This is a genomic window from Methylicorpusculum oleiharenae, from assembly GCF_009828925.2.
Taxonomy (GTDB): Bacteria; Pseudomonadota; Gammaproteobacteria; order Methylococcales; family Methylomonadaceae; genus Methylicorpusculum; species Methylicorpusculum oleiharenae.
This window is the reverse complement of record NZ_WUTY02000001.1, coordinates 1,012,990-1,029,309: the sequence shown is the minus strand read 5'-3', so window position 1 is coordinate 1,029,309 and position 16,320 is coordinate 1,012,990. Positions and strand designations below refer to the sequence as shown.

Sequence of the window (16,320 nt, the reverse complement as noted above, 5' to 3'; positions counted from 1 at the left end):
TATGTGGCTGTCGGAATTTCACTTTATTAGACCGCTGTGGTTATTGGCATTGCTGCCGTGGTTCGCGATTTTGATAGGTGTTATCAAACGGAAATTGGCGAAAGGAAATTGGACATCCGTATGCGATGAAGCGCTTTTGCCTTTTATTTTGAAAGATAAACCGTTACAAAGCAGCCGAATTCCTCTCTTGGCAGGTGCTTTAGCCGGTTTTCTTGCTGTAGTTGCACTGGCTGGGCCGACTTGGGAAAGAATGCCGTCACCGGTATTCAGGAATGATTCAGCGCTAGTGATAGCTTTGGATATATCACGATCAATGGATGCAAATGATATAACGCCCAGCCGACTCATCCGGGCTCGTTTTAAAATTGCAGATATCCTGAACCGGCGCAAGGACGGACAAACAGCCTTGCTGGTTTACGCAGGCGATGCATTTACCGTGACACCTTTAACGAATGATACAAACAATATAGCCAGTCAGCTGTCTGCATTAACGACCGATATTATGCCGGAGCAAGGCAGCCGTGCGGATATCGCCGCAAAAGATGCAGTAGCTTTACTTAATCAGGCGGGATTGCAGCAAGGTCATGTGTTATTGGTTACTGATGAAGTCGATACCGCTCAATTTTCAGCGGTCAAAGCAGCACTGGGTTCCTATAAATTGTCCGTTTTAGGTGTGGGAACTGCCGACGGAGCCCCGATCAAAGCGCCTGACGGCGGCTTTTTAAAAGATAATCAAGGCACGCTCATTGTTCCACAATTAAATGCTGCCGATTTAGCCAGTCTAGCCAAACAAGGCAGCGGTATTTACGAAACCATGACTGCAAATGATAGCGACAGCGACCGGCTTCTTGCTTTTTTTGACAGCCGCTTACAGAACGAAACGGCACAGAAATCTGATTTGATGCTCGATCAGTGGCGGGAAATGGGGCCTTATCTGCTGATGTTGATTTTACCATTAGCCGCGCTGAGCTTTAGAAAAGGCTTACTCAGTATCTGCCTGGTATTTATGTTGCCTTGGCCTGGAACAAGCGAAGCATTCGAGTGGCAGGATTTGTGGAAAACCAAAGATCAGCAAGCCCAGCAGGCATTTCAAAATCAACAATACGATGCAGCAGCCAGTCAGTTTGATCAATCTGACTGGAAAGCGGCGGCGCATTACCGTGCCGGACAATACGAACAAGCGCTGGAATCTTTAAAAGATACGAATGAGCTGAACGGTTTATACAACAAGGGTAATGCGCTAGCCAGACTGGGACGTTTTGATGAGGCTATTAAAGCCTATGAAGAAGTCCTTAAGCGTAAACCAGATCATGAAGACGCCAAACATAACAAGGAACTTGTAGAAAAAGCAAAGGAACAACAGCAGAACCAGCCGCAGGATCAGCAAGACAATAAAGACGACAAGCAACAAGACTCCGAAAAAGAATCCAAGCCGGATAAAAACGAAGATTCTTCTGAAAACGCTGAAGATAAATCCCCATCCCCAGATTCAAAACAGCAGGAAGAACAACAAAAAAGCGAACAAGAGCAACAGCCTTCGGATTCTGAGCAGAAAAATAAAGAGCAGCAAAATAAAAAAGCCAATGAAGAGCCTCAATCTGAATCGAAACAGAACGAAGGTCAGACAAAGCCGGATGAAAAACCATCAGCCGCAAAACCGGCAGAGGAAGGTGCTGCGAAAGATGAAGCAGAGTTGGCTAATGAACAGTGGTTAAAAAGAATTCCAGATGATCCATCCGGTTTACTTAAGCGTAAGTTTAAATATCAATACGGTCAACGTGGCAGACAACCCGTTAATAAAGATGAGTGGTAAGTTATGTTTCTAGCAAAGACACGTAGGAATGGATGTTGGGTTATAACGTTGTTGATGGGTTTAATCAGTACGGCCTTTGCCGAAGAAATTGAGGTTTCTGTCGATCGCAATCCTGTCACTCTCAACGAATCCTTCCAATTATTGTTTACAGCCAATGAATCGCCGGATGGACGGCCGGATTTTTCTCCATTGGAGACCGATTTTGAGATTTTGGGACAAAGCCAAAGCAGCAGCACATCAATCATCAATGGACAGTTCAGCAAAAAAATTCAATGGAAAGTGGATGTCTTAGCGAAAAGTGCAGGAGAGTTGGTCATACCGGCCATTTCTTTTGGAAATGATAAAACCGGGCCGTTTCCTCTGACAGTCAATGACAAAACAATTGCCAGATCCGTTCCGGGTGATGATGAGATCTTTCTTGAAGTGGAAGCAACGCCCGAAAAACCTTATGTTCAATCACAAGTGCTGTATACCTTGCGCTTTTACCGCAGAGTCGATATCGCTCAAGCCCGGTTGAATGAGCCGGAAATGGAAGATGCTGTTATCGAAAAAATGGGGGAAGACAGTAATTACAGCACCCAGATCAATGGTGTTGACTATACGGTGACTGAACGCAGATACGCTATTTTTCCGCAAAAAAGCGGAGTCATTACCATCAAGCCATTGACGCTGGATGCTGAAGTTCTTGTCACGGGCAGACCCCGGTTTAATGGCTTTTTTTCCCGGCAAATTACAAAAACAAAACGCGTCTCGTCTAAAGCCGTCACGTTGGACGTGCAGCCCCTCCCCCAGAACTTAAAAGGTCAGCATTGGTTGCCTGCAGAAGCAGTCAGTTTGAGTCAATCATGGTCGGGTGACATCAGCCAAATGAAAGTCGGTGAGCCGGTTACGCGCACGTTAACGCTGCTGGCCAAAGGCGCGGCAGTAGGCCAATTACCAGAGCTTAATAATGCAATCGATCAAGAAAGTGTAAAAACTTATCCGGATCAACCCGTTTTACGGGAAGAAAAAAAACCGGAAGGCATGATTGCCTTTAGGGAGGAGAAAATAGCATTTATACCGTCGAAACAAGGCACATTTGAACTGCCGGCAATAGAGATTCCCTGGTTCAACATTAATACAGGAAAGTTGGAAGTTACGAAGATTCCAGCCGCTGTTATAACGGTTCTTTCGGCATCAGGTTCGCAGACTCAAGATGCCCCACCCAGGACGGAAGAAACCATAGCGAATTCCATAGAATCGTCTAAGCCGGCTCAGGTGCCGTCCGAGGTGCAATCTTCTTACTGGATGTGGCTGGCGCTGTTTTTTGGCTTGGCATGGCTTTCAACTTTGGCTTATTTATTAATCAAGCGTAAGCCTGAGCCAGTCGATAGCTTACCGGAAGTTGATGTTAAAACGGCTTCCGAGCGAGAATCAATAAAAGCATTGAAGAAAGCCTGTGCTGAAAATGATCCTCAGGCAGCAAAAGAGGCTCTTTTGGTTTGGGGGCGAATTAAGTTTCAAGCGTCCAGTTTGGGTCAACTGGCTTCTTTTTGCGATGCCAGACTCAGGGATGAAATTGACACTTTAAACCGTTGCCTGTACGGCAAAGAGGATGTGATATGGGTTGGCAAGCGCTTATTTCAGGCCTTTTCAGAAAACCAGGCGCGAAAACAATTAAAGGTAGAGAAAGATACCGGTTTGGAACCCCTTTATCGATTATGAGACTGATGCTTGAGTCAAAACTAATTTTTAAGGTAATTTAAAGCCAGATAAAGTGCCGCGATTGACCGTGCTTCGGTGCATTCCCCGGTAGCAACCAAGCCGCTTATATCATTAATATTCCAGGGGACGACTTCAAGCTCTTCGGGTTCATCGCCCACGAGTTTTTCATGGTAAAGATCCTGCGCGACAAGGATTTCTGTCATATGCTCCAGATAAGAGGGGGCTAGGGAGAAAGAGGTTAAGTGGTGTAAATGACGTGCACCAAAGCCGATTTCTTCTTTAAGCTCGCGGTTTGCGGCTTCCATAAACGTTTCGCCCGGATCAGCTTTGCCCTTAGGTAAACCTAATTCATACCGGTGAACGCCAGCTGCATATTCTCGGATCAACAAAACAGTTTCCTTATCAATCATGGGCACAATTAAAACGGCGGCATCGGTGCCACCGCGTGCCAGTCGCTCATAGTTGCGCTGCTCCCCGTTGCTAAAAATAAGGTCCAGTGATTCAATCCGGAACAAGCGCGTTTGCGCTAGAATACAACTGTTTAGAAGTGTCGGCTTTTTTGGCATGATTGTTCAACAGAATTTCAATATTTTGAATATATCTTACTCTTATGATCGAATGGAACAAAATTGATACCATTTTATTGGATATGGACGGTACTTTGCTGGATCTGAATTTTGATAACCATTTTTGGCAAGAATTCGTCCCTCAAAAGTTTTCTGAAAAGGCTGGCATTTCTGTTGAAACTGCAAAGCATCAGCTTGAGCCCCGCTTTAAAAGCATGGAAGGAAAAATAGAATGGTACTGCCTGGATTATTGGAGTGAAGTGCTGGAATTGGATATTACCGGTTTAAAAGCGGAAATTGCAGGATTAATAGAGGTGTTGCCGCATGTGATCGAGTTTTTGGAAAAGGTAAGTAATTCGTCAAAAAAAGTAATATTGGTGACTAATGCTCATAGGGGGAGCTTGGGTTTAAAAATGGAAAAAACCTGTCTGCAGCCTTTTTTCGATGAAATTATCAGTTCGCATGATTTCGGAATTCCCAAAGAGCATCCCGGTTTCTGGCCATCACTGCAGCGCAGGCAACCTTTTGATAAAGAACGAACCTTGTTGGTGGATGACAGCCTGGCCGTTTTAAATTCGGCCAGGCAATACGGTATACGGCATTTAATTTCTGTCAGTAAACCGGACAGCACCCGGCCCAGCAAAAAAAACGATGGGTTTCAGTCTATTGAGGATTTTCGGGTTTTAATGCAGGGCCTTTGTTAGGAGGCTCGGGGCTGAATCTTCGCTTGGCGGGTTCCCGCTTATCATTTTTAAAATCACGCGTTTTTGGATTATGTGGACGGGGCTTTCGTTCCGGCTTGACGATCTCGGCTAATAATTCAGCGGTGATTGGACTGACGGGAACTTTTTGGTTGATAAACGTTTCAATGTCAGGCATGGAGTACGCATACTCTTCGCATATAAAGCTGATGGCTTCGCCGCTTGCGCCAAAACGCGCGGTACGGCCTATGCGATGCACATAATCTTCAGCATCCTGGGGCAGATCGTAGTTGATGACATGAGAGACATCGGTGATATGCAAGCCGCGTGCAGCGACATCGGTCGCGATCAGTAGTTGAAGTTTATTGTCCTGAAAATCACCCAGTAAGCGTTGACGCTTTTCCTGGGGCACATCCCCACTGAGAACCGCTGTTTTATACCCGTTAACATTCAAATAATCATCGAGTTGTTCAGCACATCGCTTGGTGTTGACGAAAATAATGCTGCGTTGCGGTTTATATTTATTCAAAATTCCAATCAACAAAGGAATTTTTTGCTCGTTAGACGGACAGTAAGCACTTTGCTTGATTGCCGAGGACGTTACCTCTTCCGATTCTATTTTGATTAATACGGGCTGGTTCATATGTTCGTAAGCCAGTTCCGTCACTTTGTAAGAAAGCGTTGCGGAAAACAATAAATTAAGCCGCTTGTCGGCTTCCGGCATGCGTCTCAACAGGTAACGAATATCCTTGATAAAACCCAGATCAAGCATGCGATCGGCTTCATCCAGAACCATGACCTGAACATGATCCAGAGTGAACACATTTTGCCGATAGAAATCAATAATTCTGCCCGGTGTGCCAATTATTATGTCGACATTTGATTTCAATGTATTCTGTTGCTTCTGGTAATCCGTACCCCCGTAAACCAGCGCAAATTTAAAATCCAGGTATTTGCCCAGCAACAAAGCATCTTTATGAATCTGAATCGCTAATTCCCGAGTTGGAGCAAGAATAACGGCGCGCGGGTTCTTGATTGTCTCGTTTTCATCATTAATCAGCTGCTGGAAAGTAGCGAGTAGAAAGGTCGCGGTTTTACCGGTACCGGTCTGCGCCTGGCCTGCGATGTCTTTGCCGCGAAGCGACAAGGGCAAAGATTTATCCTGAATGGGCGTGCAATAGTCGAAACCGGCTTCATTTAATCCTTTAAGGATAGAGTCGGATAATTCAAGATTACTGAATCGAGTTTGGGTTAGATGCGTCTTTTTCATAGGCGCATAGCATAACCTAAAATTGGCTGTGGCTAAAATTCATTGACAAAGTGATTGACTCCCTCCTATAGTTTAGTCTTTACAAATTTTGGAGATGAGTGTGAGTGAGTCAGTCCTGCATGTAACCGATGCTGAATTTGATGAAACTGTTATTAAAGCCGACGGCCCGGTACTGGTTGATTATTGGGCAGAATGGTGTGGACCTTGCAGAATGATTGCTCCGGTACTGGATGAAATCTCCAAAGAATATGCCGGAAAATTGACAGTGGCCAAAATTAACATTGATGAAAATCCTGAAACACCACAACGGTATGGCGTGCGTGGTATTCCAACTTTAATGTTATTTAAGGGCGGCGAAGTGGAAGCCACTAAAGTTGGGGCACTTAGTAAATCTCAGCTCGCTGATTTCATCGACAAAAACATATAATCGCCAAATACTTGCTGGCCCGTCATAATTTATTTGGACGGGCCGGTTATCTGGAGTGTATAATCTCGGCGTGCATTCCAAGCATATCCCAACAGTTCCTCAAGAATTATTTTTTTCCAAAAATTGAACACCTTTCTCTTGATCTTGCGGCTTTCTGCTGTAATTTACTTTCTTTCGAGTCCCCTTTAATATGAATCTAACCGAGTTAAAACTTAAACAAGTTGCTGAACTTATCAATATCGCTGAGTCCCTGGGACTTGAAAACGTCGCAAGAACCCGCAAACAAGATCTGATTTTTGCTATCCTGAAAAAACAGGCGAAAAGCGGCGAGGATATCTATGGCGACGGTGTATTGGAAATTCTTCAGGACGGCTTTGGTTTTCTTAGAACACCCGGATGTTCGTATTTGGCAGGACCCGATGACATTTATGTTTCACCCAGTCAGATTAAGCGATTTGGCCTTAGAACAGGCGATACCGTCAGCGGAAAAATAAGACCGCCTAAAGATACAGAGCGTTATTTTGCGATGCTCAAAGTTCAACAAATTAACTTTGAAGCGCCGGAAAATACAAAAAACAAAATTCTATTTACCAACCTGACACCGTTATTTCCCAATAAAAGATTCAGACTTGAGCGAGGCAATGGAACCAGCGAGGATCTCACTGGACGGATTATCGATCTGATTGCCCCCATCGGAAAAGGTCAGCGCGGCTTGATCGTATCACCGCCAAAAGCCGGTAAAACCATGATCATGCAAAATCTTGCCCATTCTATTGTTGAGCAAAATCCTGAATGTTATCTGATTGTCCTGCTGATCGACGAGCGTCCTGAAGAAGTCACGGAAATGGAGCGTTGCGTACGTGGAGAAGTTATTTCCAGTACTTTCGATGAGCCGGCAACACGCCATGTTCAAGTGGCTGATATGGTCATCGAAAAAGCACGTCGGTTGGTAGAGCACAAACACGATGTAGTTATATTGTTAGACTCGATCACTCGTCTGGCCAGAGCGTTTAACACCGTGGCACCCTCTTCCGGCAAAGTATTGACCGGTGGTGTTGATGCCAATGCTCTGGAGAAGCCAAAACGCTTCTTTGGTGCGGCCCGAAACATTGAAGAAGGCGGCAGTTTGACCATTATTGCTACCGCATTGGTTGAAACCGGTTCAAGAATGGATGATGTCATTTACGAAGAATTCAAGGGAACCGGTAATATGGAATTACATCTGGATAGGAAATTAGCCGAAAAGCGCAGTTACCCCGCAATCAATATCAATCGTTCCGGTACCCGTCGCGAGGAATATCTGGTTGATCCGGAAGAATTACAAAAAACCTGGATTTTACGAAAGATTCTCCAGCCTATGGATGAAATGGCCGCGTCTGAGTTTTTGTTGGGTAAGCTAAAAGACTTTAAGACCAACGCTGAGTTTTTTGAATCGATGAAACGGTAAAAATGAGGATCTTGAGTTATCCGGTCAAATAGGCTGAATAAAAAATCCTTTATCCTCTTCCCGGATTTCGCTAAGCTTCATCCGGGCAAATCTGTGTGAAATTTATTGCGGCGGTGGAACGTAACCTTCCGGCATTACCGTTTCGCTGCTGGATAGAAACTTTGCTCGTTCTTCTTCCAAAAACTTCTTGGCTTTGGGGTCGAAACTGGTCAAGCGGTGTTCATTAAGCAACATGGTCTGCACGCTGAGCCATTCCTGCCACACCTGTTTGGAAATATTCTCATAAATATATTGGCCTTTAGGTCCAGGGAATGGCGGCGTATCAAGACCTTCCGCTTCTATACCCAATTTTGCACATTTAACCATTCGGGTCATGCTGTATCCTCGTGAGTTGATTCCAATAGCCGCTGTATCGGTGCGGCTAGTCCAAGTAATTTGATTTGCGGGTTTTTATACCAGACTAACCGATTAGCTTCCATCACAAAATGTTTGTGGTTATCGGTGGTAATTCTCAGTGGAATATAATTCAAATGGAAGTGGGAAAAAGTATGCCTTTGTTCGGGCAGGCACTCGCTTTTTATTATCGAAATTTGTTGGCACAAGCACCACTTATGCGCTGCAGTTACAGACTCAAATTCCGGAAAACTCCATAATCCCCCCCAAATTCCGGATAAAGGGCGTTGCTCCAGCAATGTGTGTCCAGAGCCATCCGTCAAATACAGAAAATAGAGGTGTTTAACCGGCAGTTTTTTTGCAGGTTTCGGAGCAGGAAGCAAGGCAACGGTTCCATTAAGCCGGGCATAACAATCGGTATGCAAGGGGCATCGAACACAGTCAGGTTTACTGCGGGTACAAACGGTTGCCCCCAAATCCATAATGGCTTGCGTGTAATCGGCAACCCGTTCCTTAGGCGTATAGTAAGCGCTCACCGTCCATAATTGTTTGGCGGTAACTGACGTCCCCGGCCATCCTGAAACACCTTCAAACCGGGCCAGAACACGCTTGACATTGCCATCCAGAATGGGATGACTGTTTTGAAATGCAATACTTAAGATCGCTCCTGCTGTGGATTGCCCTATCCCTGGAAGTTGAATGAGCGAATCAAAATTATCCGGGAAACGACCGGAAGCCTGAATGATCCGGGCACTTTGATGGAGGTTTCTGGCTCTGGCGTAATACCCCAATCCGGACCACATTTGCAAGACACTATCGAGTGAAGCGGAAGCGAGATCATCTACTTCAGGGAAACGATCAACAAACTTTAAAAAGTAGGGAATAACTGTGCTGACTTGCGTTTGTTGCAGCATGGTTTCCGAGAGCCAGACCCGATACGCTGTGACAGGCTGTTGCCAGGGGAGATCTTTGCGGCCGTTTAGATCAAACCAGTCCAATAGTTTTCTTTGAAAAACACTCGCTTCTACACGCATCATTACTTTTAAATGGAATCAGAAAAACCGTTTGAGCAAATCGCTGGCACCAGGGCCGAATTTTTTATCCAGTTTTTTTAGTAACTTATCTTTTTTCTTTTCAATTTTGTCTTTATTTTGCTCAATGAGAAATTGAGCAACATCAAAAGTCATGACAGGCTGATCCACTGTCCCGGTAATGAAAACAGTAATGGGTGGATTTTCGCCCGATTCAGAGGTTTTATCCTGAGACTTACTCTTTAGCAGCTTGGCATTGATTTTATAATTCACTTGTTCAGAGTTTAAATCGATAGTGCCTGAGCCTTGCGCATTGAGTTTTGATGATTTGGCGCTCAGATCCTTATTGGTAATCACACCTTTTGCAATCTGTCCTGAGCCGCTGATTTCAGAAAAAAGGGTTTGATCCTTTGGGTGATCGGTTCTAACCGGTGAACCCTTGATTGCTGTTTTAGCATTGTCGATTAGTGCTTGCAGGTTAAATCCTTTGATCACGCTATCTTTCACCAAAAAATCAAACTGGCCTTTCAACGTCGATAGCAGCAATGATTTCTCTAAACTTTGGCTTTGGAGTTGGGTTGTAAGATTTAACTTGCCGCTGAATTTCGCTTGGCCTTTTAAATCGGTCAGCAAGGGTTCAAGCTGAAGATTGACAATGCTCTCTTGAATAGACATTTTCGGGGTACTGGCAGACTCTCCGTTAAAGTCCATAGAACCGTGATATGCGCCTTGATAGAGACCGGAAATAGCTTGTTTTGTTTTAACATGCCCTTGCCGGGCTGACAGATTCAAACTTAAGCCTGTTAACTTGAGTTTTTGAATGGTCAGTGAATCTACAGTCAAACTGCCTTCCGCATTGATTTTTTTCAATGTTTCAGCGGGCAGGGCTGACATTGCCACTGCTAAGGCGGCTGCAGGACTGGCCAGTGTTGTTGACTTTTCTTTGGAGTCTTTAGCGGGTAGATAGTTGTCTGCATTTAATCGGTCAATGTTGAGATTAAAATGAGTAACAGGGGTGGTTGAAATTGTATCGATTCGGGCGCTGCCTTGAAGCACGCTATCATCCAGCTGGATTTTCAAGGGGTCTATCAACACATTAGCCGGCGTGGTTTTAAGCGAGAATTCGGCAGAGGCCTGCGTCAATGCGTTGTTATTTTGCATAACGGGTAAGGAGAAGCCCCAGCGGGTTAATAATTTGGCGAGGTTGAAGGGTTGTAATTTAAAACGGCCTTCGGTTTGAGGTGCCTTTAACAGGTCACTGATGACCAGATCGCCAGATAAGCTTAATTCTTCCGCTTGAAGATTAGAGTCGTTTATTTTCAACCGGTTTTCATTCAGATCCAATGAGATGTTTGCTGTCAGACCCATTGATAATTCGCCTGCCGGTACTGAAGGACTTTTAATCTTGGTCTGTAGCGAAGTCTTCTCTAAAATGAAAACTTGAAAGTCAGGTTTTATCAGCAGGTTGGCCGATAAGTTTGTTGAGTTGGTCAATTGAGCCGCAGGGTTAGAAAATTCGAATGAGAGCTTTACCGGAACCGGTTCATTGATGATTAACGCCTCGGTATTCAGTGTGAAATCAGTTATTGTCCAATGATCATCTTTTGCCTGACCCACCCAGGAAACCTGGCTGCGCTCAATGGTAAGCCCTGCGATAGCCAATGCGCCGATTGCCTGCACAGTATCCTGCGCATAACTGTCCGCGGTTTTTGCGGGTTCCGATCTAGGCAGGGTTGGGTCAGTTTTGAGAGCCTTGCCGGAACGCTCCCAGTTACCCTGGCCCTCAGCATTTTTTTCAAGATTCAGATTTAGACCCACCAGAGTAATACGATCGATTTCAACCGATCTTGACAGTAATGGGAGCAGTTTAACTCTGATATTAAGCCGGTCAAGTTGAGCAAGGACTTCCTTTCTAAAACCCGGCGCATTACTCACACTGATTTTTTCAGCGGTAAAACCAAGCCAGGGAAAAAATGAAAGCTCAACCGGCCCATTGATACTAACGTCTCTATCCAGTTGTTCATATGCTACTTTTTCAATGTGCGGCTTTAATTGCTCCGTGTCGAAGGTTAAAGCAAATAGTACGATTCCTAACGATAGCAGCAAAACAAATCCAGCGAAGAAGATCCCTGCAATTTTTAGATATTTTCCCATGACTTCCTCATGAATAAAGATGCGACAACCGGGCTATATCGATTATCATTGAAAGAGCATTTTAATGCTTAACAGTTGCAAGACGATAAGATAAATTGCATGCCTATTAAAATGTTCATAAATAGTAACCTACTCACCCACTTAGAATTGAGGGTGCCGGTGATTGATTTCAAAGGAAGCGTGAATACGTCCCTGTAGCTCTCTGCAACATCCCTGTTACAGAAGCCTTTTCAGTCAACCACCGACACCCAATAAAATTGGAGCGGGGAGCAGATATCATAAATAATAAATAAAACGGGGGAGCTTATGTTATTTGCAAAAATTGCCGGAATATTAATCATGGTGTGGTTTTATCAAACGGCTAAAAAACAACAGGAAAATGGCATGAAATGGGCAATAACCGGTTTGGTGGGTTATTGGCTGGTATGGTGGATCGTCACCTTATCGATAGCCAATCCTTTGCTGGAAACGTTTGAAAGAAGCTCGGCGCTGATTCAGATGTCGATCGGAATAATTCCGGCAATAGCGGCTATTATCGCAGCGCTATTTATTAGAAAGAAATTTCTGGTAGATGCTTTTGAATCAAAAAATCAGTAAAAGAAATTTTTAGTGGGTGTGGAGCTGTTTGACAATCAGCGGTTTAGCCAGGTTTAAAGACCAACACGGCTTGGATTTTTGTGTGCCGCAACGAATTCACAGCCTTGAGGTTTGTTTGAGTGTGCCAATGACAAAAAGCCTTGGCACACTTTAAAACTACTTCGAAATCGATTCTTTACAGCTTATCTGCGTTTTTATCTAAATAATCAGCAACACCGTCGGGACTTGCTTTCATTCCGGCATCGCCTTTATTCCAGCCAGCTGGGCACACTTCCCCATTTTCTTCAAAAAATTGCAGGGCATCGACCATGCGAATCATTTCATCCATGTTTCTGCCCAGCGGTAAGTCATTGACAACCTGGTGACGAACAAGACCATCACGATCAATCAGGAAACTGCCGCGGTAGGCCACACCCATAGGCGATTCTACATCGTAGTCTTTACAGATTGAGTGAGTTATGTCGGCTGCTAAGGTATAGCGAACCGGACCGATACCCCCTTTATTGACTGGCGTATTACGCCATGCGTTGTGAGTAAAGTGAGAATCGATAGAAACACCGATTACTTCAACACTGCGGCTTTTAAAGTCGTCGATGCGGTGATCCATTGCGATTAATTCGCTAGGACAGACGAAAGTAAAATCCAGTGGGTAGAAAAATATTACTGCATATTTGCCTTTCGTGGCTTCAGAAAAACTGAAAGCATCCACTATTTGACCGTCACCAAGTACCGCTGGGACTGTGAAATCAGGTGCTTGCTTGCCAACTAATACGCTCATCGTTTGTCTCCATTACTTAGTTAAAACAAAGGGTTATAAATCAGTCAGGACCACATGATTCTGTGGAATAGCGGCATTCTACACTAAAACACTAGGAAATTGTTAATCAATCTAAAATTTTGGCTTGATTTTATCTCAGGTTTCAGGATAATTTGTAAGTAAGGGCTTACACGTATATGGGAAATTCTGGAAAGTTTGAAGCAAAAAGCTTACGCCTAAGCGGCCTAAGGTAGCTGTTATTGACTGGGTAATATGAACTATATCAGCTAATCACAGCCCATAAGCTCAACTGCATTGTGTACGCAAGCCTTGTTCAATGTTGCTTTGGTTTAATTAGTCAATAGGTTCTACAGCTATGGAAAAACATAAACAGATAACCGAGCCCGATGTATTCGGTTTTCAAGTCCGAATCGTAAGGCGAGGCAAAGAAACCAGCCGTTATTTCTCACATAAGTTGTGGGGTAATAAAAATAAATCGCTAAAAGCCGCAATCACATGGCGTGATCAGATGCTGGTGGTTCTGAAAGGCAGTAAAACGCGCTTTCTCAAACCCCCCAAAAATAAAACGACAACCGGATTGACTGGGGTGTCAAGAACTATCAAATACGATCACCGTAAAGATAAAAGCTATCTTTGCTATACGGTTTTTTGGGTTAAAAACGGCAAATCCAGAAATAAAACCTTCCAAGTCGGTAACGTAGATAAAATCACTTCCGATGAAGAGTTGCATGCTTTCAGAACGGCGCGTCTGTTTCGCAGCTGTTATGAATTTGCCATCGATAATGACTTGGAATTTGATGACAGTAAATTTAATGGCTGGAAAAAGAAACGGATCTATGACGACCCTCATTTAAGAGTAGTCGGCGCGTAGTACTTTTTAATCCTTAAACCGCTGGTCAGTCCACGAAAAAGACGAAACTCACTAAAAACACAAAATACTGAAGAAATCAGCCATTTCCCTTGCATTCACGTTCTGCAAAGGGGTATTTTTTTGAATAATTTGGTGTTTTTTGTGGATTAAATGATATTTCGAAGTTAATAGGTGTGATCTGGTCTTCAGCAGAAAGTTTTATCGAACCCGTTATCGGAGAAGCTAATCGCCAACTAAGACGCCTGATTACTTTTCAGGTAATTTAACCATTTGTTTGCTGCATCAGAACTGTTCGCGTTTTGTCTGGCCTGTTCAAAAGCTTGGCGCGCCTTGTCAAGCTGTTTGCTTTCGTAATAACTGGTTCCCAACAATAGATAAGCCTGGCCCGGTTGATTTAAGCCTCCTTTTGCCAACGCTTTTTGAAACGCGTTAATCGCAGCATCCCATTTGCGCTGTTCAAAATAAATGCGCCCAACTTTAAGATAAAGATCGCCCTTGCCATTTAACTTGGATGCCAATTCGAAAGCCTCTAATGCTTTCTCGTATTCGCGCGCCTGCATCCAGGTATTAGCCAGTAATTCCCACTGTTTTGAATCATTTGAGACGCGGTTATTATTGATTTCCCTGGCAAGAATTTCTCCCGCTTTATACGGTGAACCCACCAAAATATAAAGATTGACCAGATCAAGAATCTCCTTTTCAGAGTTCAAAAGCCCTTTTTTATAAGCGAGATGTTTAACCGTAACGGCTTTGGTTGGGTCTTTGTCGAGTTGGTAAACCGATGCCAGTTGTTGCCAGTATTCTTTGTTATCGGGATAGATAGACAGCAAATTTCTCAACACTTCAGCCGCTGCATCATAATCTTTAAGCTCGTAACTTAATGCGAGCTGTAATTGATACCAGGCCTGATCGGGTTTATTGCTGGTCTGAATAGCCTGTTTGATGTGCCTGAGTGCCTCGTTATACTGCTTTAACTGTGAATAGGCGTTGGCCAGCATTACATGAGTTTCACTGTCCAGTTTGGGATTTTTGGCTAGCCAGGGTTTGAGGGTGTCGATGGCTTTGGCGTATTGACCGGCCCCCATAAAATGCTGGCTAAGATTAAACAAGGCCGCTTGCCGCTGATTTTCCGGCAGAACGTTTAAGTTAACCGCTTTCGATAGCGCCTCGGCACCTTGACCATACTGGCCCTGCAAGGCATAAACAGAGGCCAGACTTCTTAAGACTGCAGCCTCTTCATAACTTCCTTTTTTAACCTCGGTAAGCAGTGACAGCAGCGTCTGCTGAGCATTGCTGTAAGACTTGCCTTTAATCGATTGTTCAACAAGCTGAAGTTTCTTGAAAACTTCCGGAGAAACTTCGGTGGCTTTATCCGGGCTGCTCAGAGCGGGGATGGAAACCAGCAAAAGACCGCTGAATAGCAAACGGAGAAGACGATTTTTGATCATTTGGATAACTTGAATTGGAGTATTTGTAACGCGCGTTGTTCCACCGCTTTGCCTTCAACGATTTTGGCTTTGAACTTCCATTTTTTAATAGCATCCAGTGCCGCACGATCAAACATTGCAGCAGGTTTGGAATCAACGACCACCGCATCCGTCACCGTACCGCTAGTGGTGATGGTAAACTCGATTTTAACCCAGCCTTCGACACGCCTGTTTGCAGCGCGTTGAGGGTAAGCAGGAGGAATTCTAACCAAAGGGATGACATCCGTGCTGACGGTTCCGGTGCCTTCAGGAACGCCCTCAGCTGTTTTTGGGCCTTGAGCAGCAGTAGCAGAAACAGCTGATGGAGGTGCGGTTTCTGCCGCTACCGTCAATCCAGCAACAACGGATTGATTGAACTGGGCGGTATCAATCGGGATATCCAGTTTAGGTACTGCCAGATTCGGTTGTGATACTGGCTGCACTTGTGTCTGTTGCATCTGCATTTTAGGTGGAGGCGGCCGTTTTTCCGGAGGTGGCGGAGGTTTTTTGATGGGTTTTCGTTCATGAACATTCGGCTGACGCTCATTTTTTAAGCGAATAAATTCAACCATCTGAATATTGTCAGTTGGTTTTAAACTGCGCGAGTTATCCATAACCATGGCTTGCATCAACCAGAACAGACCAAAGGTGACCAGCAATCCGATCATGGAGGAGACAATCAGACGCTTCACTTGGATTCCGTTTCCGTTGCAATAGCTGCATTTGTGATACCGGCTAAACGGATCTGATCCATCACCTGAACCAAATCGCGCGTTTTGGCTTCCTTGTCGGCCGCGATGATTACGGTGCCCAAGGGGTTTTCCGCATGCAGTCTGGCAATATTTGCCCTGACCGCGCGAACATCGACAGCGCGCTTATCGATCCAAATTTCACCATTCGGTTTAATCGAAACGATGATATGGCCCTGTTCCTTTTTTTCAGCGGTCTGGGCGCTTGGCCGGTTGACATCGATGCCGGATTCTTTGACAAACGAAGTAGTCACAATAAAAAAAATGAGCATGATAAAAACGATATCGAGCATCGGGGTCATGTCGATATCGGATATTTGATCAGACGTGGATCGACTGGCAGTTCGGCGCAT

General features: G+C 44.5%; 16 protein-coding genes. 7 read left to right on the top strand and 9 right to left on the bottom strand.

Annotated features, from left to right (window positions below; translation table 11 throughout):
* Nucleotide 1 precedes the first annotated feature (1 nt).
* Together GO003_RS04815 and GO003_RS04810 are read left to right on the top strand one after the other, a co-directional pair.
* Nucleotides 2–1,813, top strand: coding sequence for a VWA domain-containing protein (locus GO003_RS04815; protein WP_159659487.1), 1,812 nt, complete (start codon nucleotides 2–4; stop codon nucleotides 1,811–1,813).
* Nucleotides 1,814–1,867: 54 nt separating this feature from the next.
* Nucleotides 1,868–3,517 (top strand): BatD family protein, encoded by a 1,650-nt coding sequence (locus GO003_RS04810; RefSeq protein ID WP_231089174.1) that lies wholly within the window; start codon nucleotides 1,868–1,870, stop codon nucleotides 3,515–3,517.
* Nucleotides 3,518–3,537: 20 nt separating this feature from the next.
* On the opposite strand, the gene nudE is transcribed toward GO003_RS04810, so the two are convergent.
* Nucleotides 3,538–4,083, bottom strand: a complete 546-nt coding sequence (gene nudE, locus GO003_RS04805) for an ADP compounds hydrolase NudE (RefSeq protein WP_159659485.1) — start codon at nucleotides 4,081–4,083, stop codon at nucleotides 3,538–3,540.
* A gap of 44 nt (nucleotides 4,084–4,127) precedes the next feature.
* Here nudE and yrfG point away from each other — a divergent pair, with 44 nt between their 5' ends.
* Nucleotides 4,128–4,787 carry a GMP/IMP nucleotidase gene (yrfG, locus tag GO003_RS04800; RefSeq protein ID WP_159659484.1) on the top strand — a complete coding sequence of 220 codons (660 nt, stop codon included), beginning with the start codon at nucleotides 4,128–4,130 and terminating at the stop codon, nucleotides 4,785–4,787.
* Here yrfG and GO003_RS04795 read toward each other — a convergent pair.
* The gene (locus GO003_RS04795) at nucleotides 4,747–6,054 is read right to left on the bottom strand and encodes a DEAD/DEAH box helicase (RefSeq protein ID WP_159659483.1); all 1,308 of its coding nucleotides are present in this window, start codon (nucleotides 6,052–6,054) and stop codon (nucleotides 4,747–4,749) included. The genes yrfG and GO003_RS04795 overlap by 41 nt on opposite strands.
* Nucleotides 6,055–6,154: 100 nt before the next feature.
* Between GO003_RS04795 and trxA the strand changes: the two genes are divergently transcribed.
* Nucleotides 6,155–6,481 (top strand): thioredoxin TrxA, encoded by a 327-nt coding sequence (gene trxA / locus GO003_RS04790; RefSeq protein WP_159659482.1) that lies wholly within the window; start codon nucleotides 6,155–6,157, stop codon nucleotides 6,479–6,481.
* Between the two features lie 190 nt (nucleotides 6,482–6,671).
* Nucleotides 6,672–7,928 carry a transcription termination factor Rho gene (gene rho / locus GO003_RS04785; RefSeq protein WP_159659481.1) on the top strand — a complete coding sequence of 419 codons (1,257 nt, stop codon included), beginning with the start codon at nucleotides 6,672–6,674 and terminating at the stop codon, nucleotides 7,926–7,928.
* A gap of 102 nt (nucleotides 7,929–8,030) precedes the next feature.
* Here rho and GO003_RS04780 read toward each other — a convergent pair whose 3' ends face one another.
* From GO003_RS04780 to GO003_RS04770, 3 genes are read right to left on the bottom strand one after another with little or no spacing between them, the layout of a single operon-like run.
* Nucleotides 8,031–8,303 carry an oxidative damage protection protein gene (locus GO003_RS04780; RefSeq protein ID WP_159659480.1) on the bottom strand — a complete coding sequence of 91 codons (273 nt, stop codon included), beginning with the start codon at nucleotides 8,301–8,303 and terminating at the stop codon, nucleotides 8,031–8,033.
* A complete protein-coding gene (gene mutY, locus GO003_RS04775) occupies nucleotides 8,300–9,358 on the bottom strand; it encodes an A/G-specific adenine glycosylase (RefSeq protein ID WP_159659479.1) in 1,059 nt (352 codons plus the stop codon). Before mutY ends, GO003_RS04780 begins: the two co-directional genes overlap by 4 nt.
* A 15-nt stretch (nucleotides 9,359–9,373) precedes the next feature.
* Nucleotides 9,374–11,506, bottom strand: coding sequence for an AsmA family protein (locus tag GO003_RS04770; protein ID WP_159659478.1), 2,133 nt, complete (start codon nucleotides 11,504–11,506; stop codon nucleotides 9,374–9,376).
* Between the two features lie 306 nt (nucleotides 11,507–11,812).
* On the opposite strand from GO003_RS04770, the gene GO003_RS04765 reads away from it, so the two are divergent.
* Complete coding sequence (locus GO003_RS04765; RefSeq protein ID WP_159659477.1) at nucleotides 11,813–12,103, top strand: hypothetical protein; 291 nt, start codon at nucleotides 11,813–11,815, stop codon at nucleotides 12,101–12,103.
* Nucleotides 12,104–12,278: 175 nt separating this feature from the next.
* Here GO003_RS04765 and GO003_RS04760 read toward each other — a convergent pair whose 3' ends face one another.
* Nucleotides 12,279–12,881 carry a peroxiredoxin gene (locus GO003_RS04760; protein WP_159659476.1) on the bottom strand — a complete coding sequence of 201 codons (603 nt, stop codon included), beginning with the start codon at nucleotides 12,879–12,881 and terminating at the stop codon, nucleotides 12,279–12,281.
* Between the two features lie 355 nt (nucleotides 12,882–13,236).
* On the opposite strand from GO003_RS04760, the gene GO003_RS04755 reads away from it, so the two are divergent.
* Complete coding sequence (locus GO003_RS04755; RefSeq protein ID WP_159659475.1) at nucleotides 13,237–13,752, top strand: hypothetical protein; 516 nt, start codon at nucleotides 13,237–13,239, stop codon at nucleotides 13,750–13,752.
* 233 nt (nucleotides 13,753–13,985) lie between these two features.
* On the opposite strand, the gene GO003_RS04750 is transcribed toward GO003_RS04755, so the two are convergent.
* From GO003_RS04750 to GO003_RS04740, 3 genes are read right to left on the bottom strand one after another with little or no spacing between them, the layout of a single operon-like run.
* The gene (locus tag GO003_RS04750; RefSeq protein WP_159659474.1) at nucleotides 13,986–15,200 is read right to left on the bottom strand and encodes a tetratricopeptide repeat protein; all 1,215 of its coding nucleotides are present in this window, start codon (nucleotides 15,198–15,200) and stop codon (nucleotides 13,986–13,988) included.
* Nucleotides 15,197–15,910, bottom strand: coding sequence for an energy transducer TonB (locus tag GO003_RS04745; RefSeq protein WP_159659473.1), 714 nt, complete (start codon nucleotides 15,908–15,910; stop codon nucleotides 15,197–15,199). The genes GO003_RS04750 and GO003_RS04745 overlap by 4 nt, the downstream gene beginning before the upstream one ends.
* Entirely contained in the window at nucleotides 15,907–16,320 is a 414-nt protein-coding gene (locus tag GO003_RS04740; RefSeq protein WP_159659472.1) for an ExbD/TolR family protein, read from the bottom strand. The genes GO003_RS04745 and GO003_RS04740 overlap by 4 nt, the downstream gene beginning before the upstream one ends.